At 62.9% G+C, this 16639-nt stretch carries 16 protein-coding genes, 1 pseudogene and 1 riboswitch; of the genes and pseudogenes, 6 read left to right on the top strand and 11 right to left on the bottom strand.

Features of this window, described 5'->3' with window-relative positions; translation table 11 throughout:
• Window positions 1–32 precede the first annotated feature (32 nt).
• From KHO49_RS03750 to KHO49_RS03735, 4 genes are all read right to left on the bottom strand, one after another.
• A complete protein-coding gene (locus tag KHO49_RS03750) occupies window positions 33–641 on the bottom strand; it encodes a YqiA/YcfP family alpha/beta fold hydrolase (RefSeq protein ID WP_102862890.1) in 609 nt (202 codons plus the stop codon).
• A 67-nt stretch (window positions 642–708) separates the two neighbouring features.
• Window positions 709–1524 (bottom strand): 3',5'-cyclic-AMP phosphodiesterase, encoded by an 816-nt coding sequence (cpdA, locus tag KHO49_RS03745; RefSeq protein ID WP_110650953.1) that lies wholly within the window; start codon window positions 1522–1524, stop codon window positions 709–711.
• A gap of 99 nt (window positions 1525–1623) precedes the next feature.
• Window positions 1624–2076, bottom strand: a complete 453-nt coding sequence (locus tag KHO49_RS03740) for a DUF1249 domain-containing protein (protein WP_011058915.1) — start codon at window positions 2074–2076, stop codon at window positions 1624–1626.
• On the bottom strand, window positions 2067–2684 hold the full coding sequence (locus KHO49_RS03735; RefSeq protein WP_102862888.1) for an NUDIX domain-containing protein: 618 nt from the start codon (window positions 2682–2684) through the stop codon (window positions 2067–2069). The genes KHO49_RS03740 and KHO49_RS03735 overlap by 10 nt, the downstream gene beginning before the upstream one ends.
• A gap of 225 nt (window positions 2685–2909) precedes the next feature.
• Between KHO49_RS03735 and KHO49_RS03730 the strand changes: the two genes are divergently transcribed.
• On the top strand, window positions 2910–3653 hold the full coding sequence (locus KHO49_RS03730; RefSeq protein WP_102882025.1) for an RsiV family protein: 744 nt from the start codon (window positions 2910–2912) through the stop codon (window positions 3651–3653).
• Here the strand turns inward: KHO49_RS03730 and KHO49_RS03725 are convergent.
• A pseudogene (locus KHO49_RS03725) lies at window positions 3625–3926 on the bottom strand (putative hydroxymethylpyrimidine transporter CytX); the annotation flags it as partial. The gene KHO49_RS03730 and the pseudogene KHO49_RS03725 overlap by 29 nt on opposite strands.
• 173 nt (window positions 3927–4099) lie before the next feature.
• Window positions 4100–5989, bottom strand: a complete 1890-nt coding sequence (gene thiC, locus KHO49_RS03720) for a phosphomethylpyrimidine synthase ThiC (RefSeq protein ID WP_102862886.1) — start codon at window positions 5987–5989, stop codon at window positions 4100–4102.
• 163 nt (window positions 5990–6152) lie between these two features.
• Window positions 6153–6257, bottom strand: a riboswitch (TPP riboswitch).
• 196 nt (window positions 6258–6453) lie between these two features.
• Between thiC and KHO49_RS03715 the strand changes: the two genes are divergently transcribed.
• Window positions 6454–7884, top strand: coding sequence for a TolC family outer membrane protein (locus KHO49_RS03715; protein WP_102862885.1), 1431 nt, complete (start codon window positions 6454–6456; stop codon window positions 7882–7884).
• 76 nt (window positions 7885–7960) lie between these two features.
• Here the strand turns inward: KHO49_RS03715 and waaA are convergent, their stop codons facing one another.
• Entirely contained in the window at window positions 7961–9241 is a 1281-nt protein-coding gene (gene waaA, locus KHO49_RS03710) for a lipid IV(A) 3-deoxy-D-manno-octulosonic acid transferase (protein ID WP_170001593.1), read from the bottom strand.
• Between the two features lie 22 nt (window positions 9242–9263).
• A complete protein-coding gene (locus KHO49_RS03705; RefSeq protein WP_162884166.1) occupies window positions 9264–10148 on the bottom strand; it encodes a LysR family transcriptional regulator in 885 nt (294 codons plus the stop codon).
• A gap of 111 nt (window positions 10149–10259) precedes the next feature.
• Here KHO49_RS03705 and KHO49_RS03700 point away from each other — a divergent pair, with 111 nt between their 5' ends.
• The 4 genes from KHO49_RS03700 to KHO49_RS03685 all read left to right on the top strand — a co-directional run bounded on the left by KHO49_RS03700 (window position 10260) and on the right by KHO49_RS03685 (window position 13727).
• Window positions 10260–10592, top strand: coding sequence for a DMT family transporter (locus tag KHO49_RS03700; protein WP_011058907.1), 333 nt, complete (start codon window positions 10260–10262; stop codon window positions 10590–10592).
• 137 nt (window positions 10593–10729) lie between these two features.
• Window positions 10730–11905, top strand: a complete 1176-nt coding sequence (locus KHO49_RS03695) for an NAD(P)/FAD-dependent oxidoreductase (protein ID WP_123391313.1) — start codon at window positions 10730–10732, stop codon at window positions 11903–11905.
• Entirely contained in the window at window positions 11902–12714 is an 813-nt protein-coding gene (locus KHO49_RS03690; protein WP_213664638.1) for an aldo/keto reductase, read from the top strand. The genes KHO49_RS03695 and KHO49_RS03690 overlap by 4 nt, the downstream gene beginning before the upstream one ends.
• A 41-nt stretch (window positions 12715–12755) precedes the next feature.
• Entirely contained in the window at window positions 12756–13727 is a 972-nt protein-coding gene (locus KHO49_RS03685) for a metal ABC transporter ATPase (RefSeq protein WP_102862880.1), read from the top strand.
• A gap of 51 nt (window positions 13728–13778) precedes the next feature.
• On the opposite strand, the gene hldE is transcribed toward KHO49_RS03685, so the two are convergent.
• From hldE to KHO49_RS03670, 3 genes are all read right to left on the bottom strand, one after another.
• The gene (hldE, locus tag KHO49_RS03680) at window positions 13779–15212 is read right to left on the bottom strand and encodes a bifunctional D-glycero-beta-D-manno-heptose-7-phosphate kinase/D-glycero-beta-D-manno-heptose 1-phosphate adenylyltransferase HldE (protein WP_102863061.1); all 1434 of its coding nucleotides are present in this window, start codon (window positions 15210–15212) and stop codon (window positions 13779–13781) included.
• A 102-nt stretch (window positions 15213–15314) separates the two neighbouring features.
• Window positions 15315–15926 carry an adenylyl-sulfate kinase gene (gene cysC / locus KHO49_RS03675; protein ID WP_213664637.1) on the bottom strand — a complete coding sequence of 204 codons (612 nt, stop codon included), beginning with the start codon at window positions 15924–15926 and terminating at the stop codon, window positions 15315–15317.
• Complete coding sequence (locus tag KHO49_RS03670) at window positions 15919–16623, bottom strand: sulfotransferase family 2 domain-containing protein (RefSeq protein WP_102862878.1); 705 nt, start codon at window positions 16621–16623, stop codon at window positions 15919–15921. Before KHO49_RS03670 ends, cysC begins: the two co-directional genes overlap by 8 nt.
• Window positions 16624–16639: the final 16 nt, after the last annotated feature.

Here is a 16639-nt window from a genome sequence, read left to right as displayed (position 1 = left end):
GTTAGTCGTTCAATGAATATGGGGCGAGGCCTTCACAGTGCCGTGAAGTCGATCGCCTGGTACTGATCGGCAGTGATGCCGGCAAAATTCAACATCGCCGGCAATTGTCCGGCAAAACCTTGGAAACTATGATCGCCGCCGGCCTGAATGCGCAAGGCGCAGGCACGGTAATAACGCTCGGCGCTGCGATAGTCCAGCGTCTCGTCCCCGGTCTGCAACCACACCTGATAACGCTGTGGGTCCTGAGGCGGCGCGACTTCCAGCGCTGCCAGGGCCGCCACATGGTCATGGGTCAGCTCCCAGGTTTCATCGGTATACAGGTTTTTCTGCGTGCCCAGATAACCGTCGAACATCCGGTGCGGGCTGACAGCAGGGTTGATCAGCAGGGCTTTGAGCCCGTAGCGCTCGGCAAGGTGAGTCGCATAGTAGCCGCCGAGCGAGCTGCCGACCAGCAATGGTCGACCGAGCTCGGCAATCGCCTGCTCCAGCTGGCCAATGGCCTGTCGCGGATGATGATGCAGGGCCGGTACCCGCAATTGTTCAGCCAGCCCCAGCTGCTCCATGACACGCCGCAACTGAGAGGCCTTGGTCGACGCGGGAGCACTGTTGAAGCCGTGGATATAAAGGATCGAACCGGACATGCGAACTCCCTGTGCACCTGGGCAAAAGCCGCAGTTTACAGGGATGACGACCGGTTACGAAGCCGCTTCAGTAGCCGTTGCTACCGTAGTCGATGGTGAATTCGTAGCCCAGGACCCGTTCCACGCCGGTTTCCAACCGTCCATCGGGCCACAACCGCAGCCAGCGATAGCCAGGCACCTGCTCCTCGACCTTGAAGTCGTCGCTGCCGGGCTCGAACTGGATGCAGGTCGAGGGTGAGGCCAATAGCCGCACGGCGCCGCGCTGGCGGTCGATTTCCTGATGCACATGCCCCCAGAGCAAGGCACGGACCTGAGGGAAAGCATCGAGCACGGCGAACAGTGCCTCGGCGTTGCGCAGGCCAATGGGCTCCATCCAGGTACAGTCAATGGATACCGGGTGATGGTGCAGGCAGATCAGGTGATGGCGCTCAGGCGCCTCGCTCAGGGAGCGGGCCAGCAATTGCAGTTGGTCGTCCTGCAGGTAACCCGGCACCGAGCCGGGCACCGCCGAGTCCAGCAAGGTGATGCGCCAGTTGCCGATATCCATTACCGGCTCCAGCAAGTCACTGTCCTGCGTCGCCAGTTGCATGACCTGCGGCTCGTCATGGTTGCCCGGCAGCCAGCGGCCAGGTGCCGGAATCTGTCGGGTCAACTGACGAAAGCGCTGATAGGACTCCAGGGAGCCGTCCTGGGACAGATCACCGGTGGCCAGCATCAGGTCGATCCGCGGCTGCTGCGCCAGCACCTGCTCGATGACTCGCTGCAGACTGTCGGCGGTGTTCATGCCCAGCAAGGTGCCATCAGCGTCGGCAAACAGATGGCTGTCAGATAGTTGCACCAGCAGTACGGAATCGTCGGCAGTCAGTGCGGATACGCTTGGCACGGCGTTCTCCCGGAGCAAGGGCACAAAGCATGATGAAGGCGGCAATTATGCTGGGGGAAATGCAAAAGAGGAAACCTGGGAAACGGACCCAGTTCACATCTAGCGCACGGCTTCGAACTCGTGACCACAGGCCAGGCAATGGCTCAGCCACTCCCCAAGAAAGACATTCAGCTGGGCCTTTTCATCCGGCTGGTGCATGAAGGCATTGGGATAGGGATAGATGCTGCGAAAACGCCGGGCATGCTCGGCACTGATGACCTCCGCCATGCGCGCATCGTGATAGACCTGCACTTCCAGTTGCGGCACGGGCAGCCACGGCAAGCTGTGCTCCTGACGCACCTGCAAGGTGGTGGTGTAGGGGCAGGCCAGCACCACTTCCAGGGCCAGTACGCCGAGCATCTGGTCGCCCTGGGTCACGGCAATGCGCCGTGCCACAGGCTGATTGCGCATGTCAGGCAACAGGCGCATCAGCCGAGCGTAGTTGGCCTCGCAGGACGCTTGCAGCCCCGCGAGATCAACCCGATAGCGGTCGCGTACCTTGTTTACGACCATAACCCCCTCACTTCAGCGCGATTGAGCGCCAGCCACTGCAAGGCAATGATGCTGGCGGCATTGCAGATCCGCCCGTCACGCATGGCCTGCAGCGCATCCTCATAAGCCATCACCGAAACCCGGATGTCTTCCGCCTCTTCTTCCAGCCCATGCAGCCCGCCGGCAGCGCTGCTGTCGCAACGGCCCAGGAACAGGTGGACGAACTCGGTGCTGCCCCCCGGCGACGGAAAATACTGGGTCATCGGCCACAGCGCAGAGATGTCCAGGCCAGCTTCCTCCTGTGCCTCACGCCGAGCAACCTGTTCCGGCTGCTCGTCCTTGTCGATCAGCCCGGCCACCAGCTCCACCAGCCAGGGCGTAGCGGTCTTGCCCATGGCGCCAACGCGGAACTGTTCGATCAGCACCACTTCATCGCGTTGCGGATCGTACGGCAGTACGCAGACCGCATCGTGACGGACAAAGACTTCACGATTGATTTCCCGCCCCATGCCACCGGCGAACAGCTCGTGGCGCAATTGCAAGCGATCGAGCCGGTAGAACCCCTGGAAGCAGTTTTCACGCCGGATGATCTCAACGGCACTTGGCGTGGAGTTGGCAAAGTCAGTCATAACAATCCTCGTGTACAGCGTATTCGACCCGAGGATCCCCCTCGACTTCGCGCCATCCTAACGCGCCCGCGGTTGCCGATGCAGCCCCTTTACCCTCAGCGGGATAGACGGCGAGGGGCTAAACCTACTCTAATTGCTTCTATTGAGCTTAGTGGCGAACCGACTGCCTCGCAGACAGTCGAAGCCGGTAACTTTTGCCTCCCCCCTGGTTTATGAAGGACGCCCATGTCGCTTGTCAAAATCGCCTCCGTGGCCTGTATCGCCCTGACCCTGGGCGCCTGCCAAAGCCTGTTTCAGCCAAGCTACAACACCCCGCTGGAAACCAAGCGCGAGAAATCCGAACAACTCAAGCCCGGCTGCAGTGGCGCCGACTGCCCACTGGTCAACCTTGACACCGTGCACTTTCCCGCCGAGCCGCAACTGGACGCCATCGTCGAAAAACGCTTGCTGCAAATGACCCGCACCAGCCCCGACGCACCACTGCCGGCCAGCCTCAGCGCCTACCGCGAACAGTTCCTGCGCAGCGCAGCAGACCGCCACGGCATGTACCTGCAATCCAAGGTACGCGAGCAGCATGACGGACTGGTGATCATCGAACTGGCCAGCTACCTGGACACCGGCGCCGCCAATGGCACCCCGGGACGGGGCTTCGTCAACTACTCGCGCCAGCAACACAAGGCCCTGAACCTGGCAGACATGCTCCTGCCCGGCCAGGAGGACATGTTCTGGAAGGCTGCGCGGGTTGCCCACAACAACTGGCTGATCAGCACCCACCTGGATCGCGAAGCCGAATTCGTCAAGACCTGGCCGTTCCAGAAAACCCCGAACGTGGCCCTGACCCAGAAAGCCGTGACCCTCAAGTACGACGTCACCACCATCGCGCCCTCGGTCCTGGGTCATATCGAATTGCAGATTCCCTACGACCGCCTCAAGGGCGTGCTCAAGCCCGAGCTGTTTCCCGGGAACTGAACGCCCGCACCAGCAGCCACTGCAACAGCCCTGCCAGTACCAGTGACGGCAGGGTTGCACCGACACCGGATACAGATTGGCCAGCAGGTGATAGGTGCTCACCCCACCCAACCGGGCCGGCAGCGCCGTCCAGCGCAGGGCTGAGTGCGGGATCTGCCCGCTGCGGCGACGCAGGATGAAGTGATCCACCTGCACCACGCCAAACAACCGCGCAAATGCCGAGCCGATCGACAGCAGGAAGTTCTGGTACTGGGCCAATGGCGCCAAACACGCGCTGGTCGGCCGGCACCGCGAGATCGGGAGAGTAGGTACTTGCCCTGCGCAAGGGATCTATCTCAGAAAGAACAGGAGCAAGCTGCAAGCCTCAAGCGTCAAGAAAAAGCACTTCGGCCTTTGCTTTCCGCTTGCAGCCTGCAGCCTGCAGCTTGCAGCTTGCAGCTCGTGGCTTAGACCTTCTTGTACAGCTGGCTGCCTTCCTGCTTGAAGCGCGCGGCCTGCTCGGCCAGTCCCTTGGCGACATCCACATCCACCGCTTCGATGCGCTGGTTGGCCGCGTATTCGCGCACTTCCTGGGTGATCTTCATCGAGCAGAACTTCGGCCCGCACATGGAACAGAAATGCGCCACCTTGGCCGAATCCTTAGGCAGGGTTTCGTCGTGGTAGGAGCGTGCGGTGTCCGGGTCCAGGCCCAGGTTGAACTGGTCTTCCCAGCGGAACTCGAAACGCGCCTTGGACAGGGCGTTGTCGCGGATCTGCGCGCCAGGGTGACCTTTGGCCAGGTCGGCAGCATGGGCCGCGATCTTGTAGGTGATGATCCCGGTCTTCACGTCATCCTTGTTCGGCAGGCCCAGGTGCTCCTTGGGCGTGACATAGCAAAGCATGGCGCAACCGAACCAGCCGATCATCGCCGCGCCGATACCGGAAGTGATGTGGTCGTAGCCCGGAGCGATGTCGGTGGTCAGCGGGCCCAGGGTGTAGAACGGCGCCTCGTCGCAGCACTCCAGCTGCTTGTCCATGTTCTCCTTGATCAACTGCATCGGCACGTGGCCCGGGCCTTCGATCATGCACTGCACATCGTGCTTCCAGGCGATCTTGGTCAGCTCGCCGAGGGTTTCCAGCTCACCGAACTGGGCTTCGTCGTTGGCGTCGGCAATCGACCCCGGACGCAGGCCATCTCCCAGGGAGAAGCTGACGTCGTAGGCCTTCATGATTTCGCAGATTTCGTCGAAATGGGTGTAGAGGAAGTTCTCTTTATGGTGCGCCAGGCACCACTTGGCCATGATCGAACCGCCCCGGGAGACGATGCCGGTGACGCGCTTGGCGGTCAGCGGTACATAGCGCAGCAACACGCCGGCGTGGATGGTGAAGTAGTCCACGCCCTGCTCGGCCTGTTCGATCAGGGTGTCGCGGAACAGCTCCCAGGTCAGGTCCTCGGCCACGCCGTTGACCTTTTCCAGGGCCTGGTAGATCGGCACGGTACCGATCGGCACCGGCGAGTTGCGGATGATCCACTCGCGGGTTTCATGGATGTGCTTGCCGGTGGACAGGTCCATCACCGTGTCCGAACCCCAGCGGATGCCCCAGGTCAGTTTCGCCACTTCTTCCTCGATGGAAGAACCCAGGGCGCTGTTGCCGATATTGCCGTTGATCTTCACCAGGAAGTTGCGGCCGATGATCATCGGCTCCAGCTCAACGTGGTTGATGTTGGCCGGGATGATGGCGCGGCCGCGGGCGATTTCCTCGCGGACGAACTCTGGGGTGATTTCTTTCGGGATGCTGGCGCCGAAGCTGTGACCGGCGTGTTGCTGCTTCAGCAGGCCGGCGGCGCGGGCCTCCTGCAGCTTCATGTTTTCGCGGATGGCGACGTATTCCATCTCGGCGGTGATGATGCCTTTGCGCGCGTAGTGCATCTGGCTGACGTTGGCCCCGGCCTTGGCTCGGCGCGGGTTGTTGACGTGGGCAAAACGCAGCTTGGTCAGTTCCGGGTCCGCCAGACGCTGCTGACCGAAGTTGGAGCTCAGGCCCGCCAGGCGCTCGGTGTCGCCACGGTCTTCGATCCACGCCGAACGTACATCGCCCAGGCCCTTGCGCACATCGATCACCACGTTCGGATCGGTGTAGGGACCGGAGGTGTCGTACACAGTGACCGGCGCGTTGATCTCGCCGCCGAAATCGGTGGGGGTCACGTCCAGGGTAATTTCGCGCATGGGCACGCGGATGTCCGGGCGGGAACCCTGGACATAGACTTTTTGCGAGCGGGTAAAGGGCTGCACCGATTGTTGGTCGACTTGGGCCGACTCACTGAGGTTGCTAGCGTTTTTTAGTTTTGTCGTCATCACGGGCTCTCCAGACAGCATCCAGGCAGTGGGATTTTGTCGGAGCGAACCTGTAACGGACGGACGCACCCTGTCTAAGCAACTAGTGAGTGCAGTGCTTGGTACTCGAGGGGTGTTCGATTGTCGAACAACATCCCGGACGAAGCACAAGAGGACTCGCCGGGTGACGAGAAATCTTGTTCCCTACGCAGGCGCTAACCTGATCAGGTTCAACGGGATCCGGATTATCCGATCTCAGCCTCATAGCAAGGCACCCCGACAAGAACCGGGCCAGTCTAGACAAAGCCGGGACAGAACGCCAACCCCCGTGCAATAAGCAGGATGAATGGCGTAATTAGCGGATTGTTGCGACCTGCCAGCGGCTCTACACTCCTTGCCCTGTGTCGAACCTTGACGCTCTATGGGTCGCGCCTTAGCCTTGGCGCCTGGATTATCTCCGTAATATCAACTCTAGGGATCGCCGAATGCTGCGCAAACTCTCACTGGCTGTTGCCGTGTCTTGTGCGTCCAATGGAATGGCCTGGGCAGCAGAAGCGCCTTTGACCACCAAGACCGACCTGGTCAGCGTCTATCAGGAAGCGGTGGACAACAATGCCGATCTGGCCGCTGCACGCGCCCAGTACGGCGCCCAGAAGGAAGTGGTGCCCCAGGCTCGCGCCGGGCTTCTGCCCAACCTCTCGGCCGGCGCGGACATGAGCAATACCCGCACCAGGTTCGATGAGCCTTCCATGACCTCGACCCGCAGCGGCAACGTCTACCAGGCCACCCTGGCCCAGCCGCTGTTCCGTGCCGATCGCTGGTTCCAGTTGCAAGCCGCCAAGGACATCAACGAGCAAGCCTCCCTGCAGCTCTCGGCCACCGAGCAGAACCTGATCCTGCAAAGCGCGGAGAACTACTTCGCGGTGCTGCGCGCCCAGGACAACCTGGCCTCGACCAAGGCCGAGGAAGCCGCGTTCAAACGCCAGCTGGATCAGTCCAACGAGCGCTTCGATGTGGGCCTGTCGGACAAGACCGACGTACTACAGTCCCAGGCCAGTTACGACACCGCCCGGGCCAACCGCATCCTTGCCCAGCGCCAGGTGGACGACGCCTTCGAGGCCCTGATCACCCTGACCAACCGCGAGTACAACGCGATCCAGGGCATCGTCCATACCCTGCCGGTGCTGGCGCCGACCCCCAACGATGCCAAGGCCTGGGTCGACACCGCCGCCAAGCAGAACCTCAACCTGCTGGCCAGCAACTACGCGGTCAGCGCCGCCGAGGAAACCCTCAAGCAGCGCAAGGCCGGGCACGCCCCGACCCTGGACGCCGTGGCGCAGTACAAGAAAGGCGACAACGACGCCCTGGGCTTCAGCAACCCCAATCCGTTGACGCGCTACGGCAGCGATGTCGAACAGCGCTCCATCGGCCTGCAGTTGAACATCCCGATCTACAGCGGCGGGCTGACCAGCTCCCAGGTTCGCGAGTCCTATTCGCGCCTGAGCCAGACCGAACAGCAGCGTGAATCCCTGCGCCGCCAGGTGGTGGAGAACACCCGCAACCTGCACCGCGCAGTGAACACCGATGTCGAGCAGGTCCAGGCCCGACGCCAGTCGATCATCTCCAACCAGAGTGCGGTGGAAGCCACGGAAATCGGCTATCAGGTGGGGACGCGCAATATCGTCGACGTGCTCGATGCCCAGCGCCAGCTGTACACCTCGGTGCGCAACTACAACAACAGCCGCTACGACTACATCCTCGACAACCTGCGCCTGAAGCAGGCCGCCGGCACCCTCAACCCCGGTGATCTGCAAGACCTGTCGCGCTACCTCAAGGCCGACTACAACCCGGACCGCGACTTCCTGCCGCCGGACCTGGCCAAGGCCGCACAAGAGCAACTCAAGGCTCGCCCCTGAAGGCCGCAGCCATAAAAAAGGCCACCCCTGCGGGTGGCCTTTTTGCATGCCGGCAAAGCGCTTTCGGAGCTACGACTCAGCGCTCCTTGAGCAAACGGTCGAGCCCATCGAGCAAACGCTGCAAAGCGCCCTGATTGGCCTTGAGCACCTTGAGCCCGGCCTCGGCCATCTTCTGTGCATCCCGGGGCAACTCGAACAGGCGCTGCACCGCCACCGCCAGTCCCTCAGCGTCATCCACCTCCTGCAAGGCACCGGCCTCGCGCAGCATCGCGGCGATTTCCAGGAAGTTGAACAGGTGCGGCCCGCTGATCACCGGCTTGGCCAGGGCCGCCGGCTCCAGCAGGTTGTGCCCGCCATTGGCGACTAGACTGCCGCCGACAAAAGCGCTGTCGGCCAGGGCGTAGAGGAACAGCAACTCGCCCATGGTGTCCCCCAGCAACACCGAGGTGGTGGCGCCCACCGGTTCCCCGGCGGAGCGGCGAACCGTCGCGAATCCCTGTTGCTGGCACAGCTCGAACACCGAGTTGAAGCGCTCCGGGTGCCGTGGCACCAGGATCAGCAAGGCATTCGGGTAACTGGCCAGCAGTTGCCGATGGGCGTCGAGCACCACGGCGTCTTCACCTTCGTGGGTACTGGCGGCGATCCATACAGGACGCTCCATGGCCTGCCATTGCTGGCGCAGATCCCGGGCACGCTCCAGCAGTTGCGGGTCAATGCTCAGGTCGAACTTGATCGAGCCTGTAACTTCCACCGTCTCGGGACGTGCACCCAGTTGACGGAAACGCTCGGCTTCGGCTTCGGTCTGCACCGCGAACAGGCTCATTTGCCCCAGCATGGGCGCGGTCAGGCGGGCAAAACGTCCATAGCCCTTGGCCGAACGCTCGGACAGCCGGGCATTGGCCAGGGCCACCGGAATCCCGCGCCGGGCGCACTGGTCAATGTGGTTGGGCCACAGCTCGGTCTCCATGATCACCGCCAGCTTGGGCTGCACCCGATCCAGAAACCGCGCCGCGGCGCAGGGCAGATCGTAAGGCAGGTAGCAATGCTGGATTCGCGGCTCATTGGCGAACAGCGCCTGGATACGCTCGGAGCCGGTGGGCGTCATGCAGGTCACGGTGATCGGCAACTGGGGATAACGGGCCAACAGGGCACGAATCATTGGCGCGGCGGCGATGCTCTCGCCCACAGACACCGCATGCACCCAAATGCCGCCAGTCTGCATGGCCGGCAAGCCAAGGGAGAAACGCTCGCCAATGCGCTTGGCATAAGCCGGAGCCTTGCGCGAACGCAGCCACAGGCGAATCGCTACCAATGGCAGCCCCAGGTAAAACAGTGCGGTATAGAGAGTTCTATTCATGGCGGCGGAGTTTATCGGTTTTTTAGCCGATCGCCTTCAGGTGCACGGCAAAACGTTCCGCCAGCCAACGCGCCGCCGGCCCCAGAGGTTCGTCGCGGCGCCAGGCCAACTCCACCACCAGCGCCGGCGGGGTCCATTCGCTGACCAATTCGACCATCTGGTGCTGGTAAGCCGGGTACTGCACCACATGCCGCGGCAGCCAGGCCCAGCCCAGGCCGCGCATCAGCCATTCAGCCATGACATAGAAGCTGTCAGCCCGCCAGACCTGGGGGCTGACCTGCTCGCCACCGGGATAACCGCTGAGTTGAGGAGCGATCAACAACTGCCGGTGCCGGGCCAGCAGTTGGCGATTGACCCGTTTCTCATGGGCCAGCGGATGCCCCACGGCGCAGACGGTGACCATCTCGACGCTGCCCAGGGCTTGGCGCTCCAGGGTTTCCGGCATCTGCTCATGGTGAAACAGCAGCCCCAAGTCGGCACGACGCTCCACCAGTTTGCGCGCCACGTCCCCCTGAGCACCGCTGGCCAGTTGCACTTCCAGACTGGGAAAGCGCTCGGCCAGTGCCTCCAGGCTGTCGAGCACCGGCTGATAGGGCATCGCCTCATCCTGGGCCAGGCGCAACCGCGCCTCCTGGCCCCGCATCAAGGCCAGCGCCCGGCCATTGAGGCGATCACACTGGCGGAGGATTTCCCGGGCCTCCTGCAACAAGGCACTGCCGGCTTCGGTGAGCTTTGGCTGACGGCCGCTGCTGCGCTCGAACAGGCTCACTCCCAGGTCCTCTTCCAGCAGGGCAATGGCACTGCTGATGGCGGACTGAGCCTTGCGTTGCTGGCGGGCTACTGCAGAAAACGAGCGCAGCTCGGCAACACTGACAAACAGCCGCAACTGCTCCAGGTTCCATTGCATGTTCATAGGACAACCTATCTTCATAACAGATAGGTAATGACTTTACCCCATCTGAACAGTCTCTAGAATGCCGACCTCAGAAAAGCAGTCCCAGACACGAGGAACCCTCCCATGAACGCTTACTACTACCTGGCCATCGCCATCTGCGCGGAAGTAATTGCCACTGTTTCAATGAAAGCGGTCAAGGGCTTGAGCACACCGCTGCCCCTGGCGCTGATCATCGTCGGCTACGGCGTGGCGTTCTGGATGCTGACCCTGGTAGTGCGCACCGTCCCGGTAGGCGTGGCCTATGCAGTGTGGGCAGGCATGGGCATCGTCATGGTCAGCATCGCCGCCCTGTTTCTCTACGGCCAGAAGTTGGATATCCCGGCCATGCTGGGCATGGCGCTGATCGTCCTCGGCGTGGTGGTGATCCAGCTGTTCTCTAAAACCGCCGGGCACTGACCCTCTGCTCATGCAGGAGCCGGCTTGCCGGCGAGCAGCCCACCGCGTGACAACCTGTCACGGGGTTCGCCTGGGCGCTCCTACAGATTCACGAGCCTGTATACTGCGCCTCTCGTTTTGAACACTGAGGTCGCTGCATGCCATCCGCTATTTCTACCGATGTGCTGATTGTCGGCGCAGGCGTCGCCGGTCTCTGGCTGAACGCCCGCCTGCGGCGCCAGGGCTTTTCCACTGTACTGGTGGAAAGCGCCAGCCTCGGTGGCGGACAGAGCGTGAAATCCCAGGGGATCATCCACGGCGGCGCCAAATACGCCCTGCACGGCGCCCTCACCGGTGCCTCGGAAGCCATCGCCGACATGCCGCGGCGCTGGCGCGAAGCCTTGGCCGGCACCGGCGAGCTGGACCTGTCCGGCGTGCGCCTGCTGTCCGACGCCCATTACCTCTGGTCTCCCGGCACCCTGGCCGGCAACCTCACCAGCTTCTTTGCCAGTAAGGCCGTGCGCGGCCGGGTCGATCAGGTCAAGGGCGAACAATTGCCCCCGGCCCTGCAAGACAAACGCTTCAAAGGCAAGGTCTATCGCCTGGCCGAGCTGGTGGTGGATGTGCCTAGCGTCATCCAGCGTCTGGCAGACCTCGGCGGCGATAGCCTGCTGGCCGGACAGAAGATCGAGCCCCTACTGGAGAATGATCATCTGGTGGGCCTGCGGATCGATGAACGCGAGATCCGCGCGCAACGCATCGTCCTCAGCGCCGGTGCCGGCAATGCCGACCTGCTCAAGGCTATCGGCCTGAGTCAGCCGGCCATGCAGCAACGTCCGCTGCACATGGTGCTGGTCAAGGGGCCAACCCTTAAACCCCTGTACGCCCATTGCCTGGGCGGCGGCCCCAAACCCCGGATCACCGTCACCACTCACCCGGCTGCCGACGGCCAATGGGTCTGGTACCTGGGAGGCGATCTCGCCGAAGCCGAAGGCGTGGCCCGGGAACCGGCGGCGCAGATCGCTGCTGCCCAAAAGGAACTGGGACAGTTGCTGCCTTGGGTCGACCTGAGCCAGGCGCAGTGGGCCACCTTGCGAGTGGATCGGGCCGAGCCGGCGCAATCGGGCCTGACCCGGCCGGATAACGCCTTCCTCGCCGAGCAGGATCGCCTGCTGGTGGGTTGGCCGACCAAACTGGCCCTGGCGCCGGACTTCGCCGACCGCGTTCTCGCGGCTCTGGAGCGCGACGGCATTCGTCCAGGCCACAGTGATCCACTTCCCGCCCTGCCCAAGCCGCCCCTGGCACAACCGGCCTGGGAGCAACTGCTGCCATGAGCCAGCCGACCCTGCATAACCTGCATCGCCCCATCGGCAGCACCGGCCTGATGGTTTCGCCTCTGGGCCTGGGCACGGTCAAGCTGGGCCGTGATCAAGGGGTGAAGTACCCCAGCGGCTTCCAGATCCCGGATGACCAGGAAGCCCGCATGCTGCTCAAGCTGACCCGCGATCTGGGCATCAACCTGATCGACACCGCCCCCGCCTACGGCCGCAGCGAAGATCGCTTGGGCCCCCTGCTACGCGGCCAGCGCCAGGAATGGGTGATCGTCAGCAAGGTCGGTGAAGAGTTTGCCGACGGCGTGTCCCGCCACGACTTCAGTGCCGCTCACACGCGACTGTCCGTGGAGCGCAGCCTGCAACGCCTGGAAACCGACTTCATCGACCTGGTGCTGGTGCATTCCGACGGCAACGACCTGGCCATTCTCGACCAGAGCGAGGTCTACCAGACCCTGGCGCAGCTCAAGCAGGAGGGCAAGATCCGTGGCTTCGGCTTCTCCGGCAAGACCGTCGACGGCGGTCTGAAGGCTCTGGAACAAGGCGATTGCGCCATGGTTACCTACAATCTGAACGAACAGGCCGAGCGGGCGGTCATTGACTATGCCGCCGACCACCACAAGGGCATCCTGGTGAAAAAGGCCCTGGCCAGCGGCCATGTCTGCCTGAGTCCGGGCATCGACCCGGTGCGGGCCAGCTTCGAACTGCTGTTTGAGCGGCCCGGCGTTGCCAGTGCTATCGTCGGGACCATCAACCCGTTGCACCTGGCCCATAACGTGGCGACCGTGGCACAGGTTTTAGGCAAAAACTGATGCCGCCGACGCGGCCGACCCCGACGCAAGAAGGAGCCGAGATGTCGCGACCGCTCATTAGAAAGAATCCCAGCAACTTCAAGACCCTGCCGCTGTTCGTCGAAGCGACTCCCGAAGGCCTCTGCTACCAGAGCGTCGGGAGGCCGCTGAACTTCGCTCAGACCCTGCAGCGCCGGCGCGCGGTGACGGTGGCAGACCACGAAAGGTTTGCATTGGAACTGGCCAACCTCGGGGTTTCTGTACGCCTGACCCTGCACTGGCAGAACCGTGACTACTGGGTGCTGGTGCGCCAGCGACGCCAGGACCGCGGCGACGTGGTGCTCAAGCTGATCTCCGGCTACGTACCCGCCCATGAACTGAACCTGCCGCTGCACACGGCCATCCAGGAAATCGCCGAGGAATGCCTGCTGGAAACCCCGGAAGGCTGGCTCGGCGGACGCTTCAACGACACTTGGCTACCTGCCCCTTACGCCGGGGCCCTGCATTATCGCGAGGCCCTGCCCTTTCGCCTGACTCCACTGTCCGGAGCCGCGCGACCGGTACGCTGCGCCAACCTGCAATTGCTGGAGCGACCCCGGGCCTACGTGCACCTGCCCACCGCCTCGTTGCAACTGATCTACGACCTGCGCCTGGACGTCCCCAAGGAAGCCAAGTCGCTGAGCCTGTTCCACGTCGACGAGCGCCTGGAAGGTGACCAGTTGGTGGCGCGCCTGGACCGCAAGCGGCCGGATCTGTACCTGATGCCCCTGGACAATGGCCAGCCCTGTGCCGAGCTTTACACCTTGAAGAAGGATCAACTGCACCCGGCCAGCACCCGCGGCCTGTACCTGGCGGAAAGCTTCGCCCAGCAGGAAGGCTGGGTGGTGCGTGAGGAGCGGATTCGCTGGAAGGACTGGCTCAGGCAACGAGGCCTGAGCGAACCGGAAAAGGACTCGAAGCTTTCGCGCCTGACCGGCAAGGCCCGGCAGATCCTGCGCAAGATGGTTCCCGCCAAGGCCAGGCGCCAAGGCTGAGGCAAAAAAAACGGCGCCTGAAGCAGGCGCCGTTTTTTCAGACTGCAACCGTTACTGGGCCTTGTCGGTCTTGCGGATCTTCTCGACGATGGCGGTGGTCGAGCTGTTCTCCACCAATCCCAGCACCTTCACCGTGCCGCCATACGCCGTAACGATATCGGCGCCTACCACCTGATCGATGCCGTAGTCGCCACCCTTGACCAGCACGTCCGGGCGGACCTGGGACAGCAGGTTTTCCGGAGTGCCTTCAGAAAAGCTGATCACCCAGTCCACAGCCCCCAGCCCCGCCAGCACCGCCATGCGCCGGTCGACACTGTTGATCGGACGTCCAGGCCCCTTGAGGCGGCTGACCGAAGCATCGTCGTTGATCGCCACGATCAATCGGTCCCCTTGAGCCCGGGCCTGTTCAAGGTAGGTCACATGCCCAGCGTGAAGGATGTCGAAGCAGCCATTGGTGAACACGATCTTCTCGTTGTGCGCCCGGGCATCATCGATGGCCAGCAACAGCTGATCGAGACTCAGAACACCGCGCTCGGAACCTTCCTCGCGCTGGATCGCCCGACGCAGCTCCGGTGCACTGATGGCCGCCGTCCCCAGCTTGCCGACCACAATGCCCGCGGCCAGATTGGCCAGGCCCACCGCGTGGGGCAGCTCTTCACCGGCGGCAATCGCTGCCGCCAAGGTCGAAATCACGGTATCACCGGCCCCAGTGACGTCGAACACTTCACGGGCACGGGCCGGCAGATGCAGGGCCGGATGATCCGGACGCAACAGGGTCATGCCGTGCTCACCACGGGTCACCAGCAGCGCCCCCAGCTCCAGATCGTGCATGAGCTTGGCGCCCTTGCTCACCAGTTCGTGCTCGTCGGCGCAGCCGCCGACGATGGTTTCGAACTCGCTGAGGTTCGGCGTGATCAGGCTGGCACCACGGTAGATGGAGAAATCCTTGCCCTTGGGGTCCGCCAGCACCGGAATGCCACGGGCCCGCGCGGCCGCGATCAGCACCTGATGGTTACGCAGAGCGCCTTTGCCATAGTCGGACAGCACCAGCACCTTGATGCCGTCGAGCAAAGCGTCGACCTCGGCGGCCAGGGCCAGGGCGTCGGTGGCAAAGGGTTCTTCAAAGTCGATGCGCAGCAGCTGTTGGTGACGGCTCATGACCCGCAGCTTGACGATGGTCGGCTGGTGGGCAATGCGCTGGAACAGTGCACGTACGCCCGCACCTTGCAGGCTGTTGGCCAGGCTGTCGGCAGCCTCATCGTCACCGGTCACCCCGACCAGGGAGGCGGGCGCACCGAGGGCGGCGATGTTCAGGGCAACGTTGGCGGCACCACCCGGGCGGTCCTCGATCTGCTCGACCTTGACCACCGGCACCGGCGCCTCAGGGGAAATCCGTGAGGTACCACCATGCCAGTAACGGTCGAGCATGACATCGCCGACCACCAAGACAGGGGCTTGATCGAATCGCGGCATGGACAACTTCATGGAGCATCCCACATACAAAATGAACAGGGGCGCGATATTAACACAGGGTTGGCGCCGCCTAGTTCTATGCCTTGAGTGAGGCCAGCGAAGATTTTCTACGATTCATTTACACGGCAGCAGTTGCAGCAGCTGGCGGATCGCCTCCGGCAACTCCACGCAGGACGTATCGATCTCGCAATCGGCTTGCAGCGGCGCTTCGTAAGGACTGTCGAGCCCGGTGAAATCCTTGATACGGCCCTCCAGGGCCGCCTGATACAGGCCCTTGGGGTCACGCCGGGCACAGGCCTGGAACGGCGTGCTGATGTACACCTCGATAAACTGTCCAGCCCCGAACAGCGCCCGGGCAGCATCACGATCGGCGCGAAACGGTGAAATCGCCGACACGATCACCAACAGCCCAGCCTCCACCATCAGCCGCGCCACCTCGGCCATGCGGCGGACATTTTCCTTGCGTGCCTCGGCCCCCATTCCCAGGTCACGGCACAGCCCACTGCGCACATTGTCACCATCGAGGACGAAGGTATGCATGCCCAACTCGTTGAGGCGCAGTTCCAGCAGGTTGGCCAGGGTCGACTTGCCGGCCCCCGACAGGCCCGTCAGCCATAGACAACAGGGCTTCTGCTGCTTGAGGGCGGCCCGGGCCTCGATGGACAGCGACAGGCTGTAGGGGCGGATCTGCAGTTGCTCCAAAGGCGCACAAGCGAGCTTATTCATAACCCAGCATCTCGTAGTCGCGTTGATAGACACGGCGCACCAGGCGACGGGTGCGTACCGAGCAGAATTCCCTGACAGGGGTAGTGCGGCGTTGAGCAGTGCCGTTGACATGGGGCAGTTGGGCATCGACCCCCAACTGCTGGCACAACAGCTGGAAGTCACGTTGCAGGTATTCCTGATAGCCGATGAAGTCCAGGGCCAGGCGCCCCAGGGAGTCGGTGAGGAAGTCGCTCTGGGGCGCGAAATGCATCTGCCTGTGGATATTCTCCGAGTGCAGCCAGCGGCCGACGAAGTCGTCGAAGTCCCGGTAGTGCGTCACCAGGCTCTGGGCCGCCTGATCCCGTCGCCCCAGGCGGTTGCCCCGCAGAAAGGCATAGGCCGAATAGGCGCGTTCCAGGGGATCGCGGACGAAGGCGAACTTGAAGCTGCTGGAAAACGCCCGGGGGAACTGTTGCTCATACCAGTACAACGGCAGATGCCCCGGCATCCACCCGTCGAACAGGGCCGAACAGACGCTGCTGCCGGCACACTTGGGAACATGGATAAACAGACAGGAATGACGGGCAAAAGCATCGGGGAACCGCACATTGGCGGACATGGACTTGTTCACCACCTGACGATCCACCACCGACAGGCGACCCAACAGGAAATGACGCTGGGTCTTGGGTAATAACTTCCACACAAAACGTTGCAGCATTGCGGTACCCACGCGA

This window comes from Pseudomonas sp. RC4D1 (assembly GCF_018390395.1).
In the GTDB taxonomy this organism is placed as follows: Bacteria; Pseudomonadota; Gammaproteobacteria; order Pseudomonadales; family Pseudomonadaceae; genus Aquipseudomonas; species Aquipseudomonas danubii.
The sequence above is the reverse complement of the archived record's forward strand: the minus strand, read 5'-3'. Positions and strand labels throughout refer to the sequence as shown.

Bases quoted from the DNA above. Each gene is read 5' to 3' on its own strand.
- KHO49_RS03750 (WP_102862890.1), bottom strand. From the start codon at position 641: ATGTCCGGTTCGATCCTTTATATCCACGGCTTCAACAGTGCTCCCGCG.
- KHO49_RS03740 (WP_011058915.1), bottom strand. From the start codon at position 2,076: ATGGTCGTAAACAAGGTACGCGACCGCTATCGGGTTGATCTCGCGGGG.
- KHO49_RS03735 (WP_102862888.1), bottom strand. From the start codon at position 2,684: ATGACTGACTTTGCCAACTCCACGCCAAGTGCCGTTGAGATCATCCGG.
- KHO49_RS03730 (WP_102882025.1), top strand. From the start codon at position 2,910: ATGTCGCTTGTCAAAATCGCCTCCGTGGCCTGTATCGCCCTGACCCTG.
- thiC (WP_102862886.1), bottom strand. From the start codon at position 5,989: ATGACGACAAAACTAAAAAACGCTAGCAACCTCAGTGAGTCGGCCCAA.
- KHO49_RS03715 (WP_102862885.1), top strand. From the start codon at position 6,454: ATGCTGCGCAAACTCTCACTGGCTGTTGCCGTGTCTTGTGCGTCCAAT.
- waaA (WP_170001593.1), bottom strand. From the start codon at position 9,241: ATGAATAGAACTCTCTATACCGCACTGTTTTACCTGGGGCTGCCATTG.
- KHO49_RS03705 (WP_162884166.1), bottom strand. From the start codon at position 10,148: ATGCAATGGAACCTGGAGCAGTTGCGGCTGTTTGTCAGTGTTGCCGAG.
- KHO49_RS03700 (WP_011058907.1), top strand. From the start codon at position 10,260: ATGAACGCTTACTACTACCTGGCCATCGCCATCTGCGCGGAAGTAATT.
- KHO49_RS03695 (WP_123391313.1), top strand. From the start codon at position 10,730: ATGCCATCCGCTATTTCTACCGATGTGCTGATTGTCGGCGCAGGCGTC.
- KHO49_RS03690 (WP_213664638.1), top strand. From the start codon at position 11,902: ATGAGCCAGCCGACCCTGCATAACCTGCATCGCCCCATCGGCAGCACC.
- KHO49_RS03685 (WP_102862880.1), top strand. From the start codon at position 12,756: ATGTCGCGACCGCTCATTAGAAAGAATCCCAGCAACTTCAAGACCCTG.
- hldE (WP_102863061.1), bottom strand. From the start codon at position 15,212: ATGAAGTTGTCCATGCCGCGATTCGATCAAGCCCCTGTCTTGGTGGTC.
- cysC (WP_213664637.1), bottom strand. From the start codon at position 15,926: ATGAATAAGCTCGCTTGTGCGCCTTTGGAGCAACTGCAGATCCGCCCC.
- KHO49_RS03670 (WP_102862878.1), bottom strand. From the start codon at position 16,623: ATGCTGCAACGTTTTGTGTGGAAGTTATTACCCAAGACCCAGCGTCAT.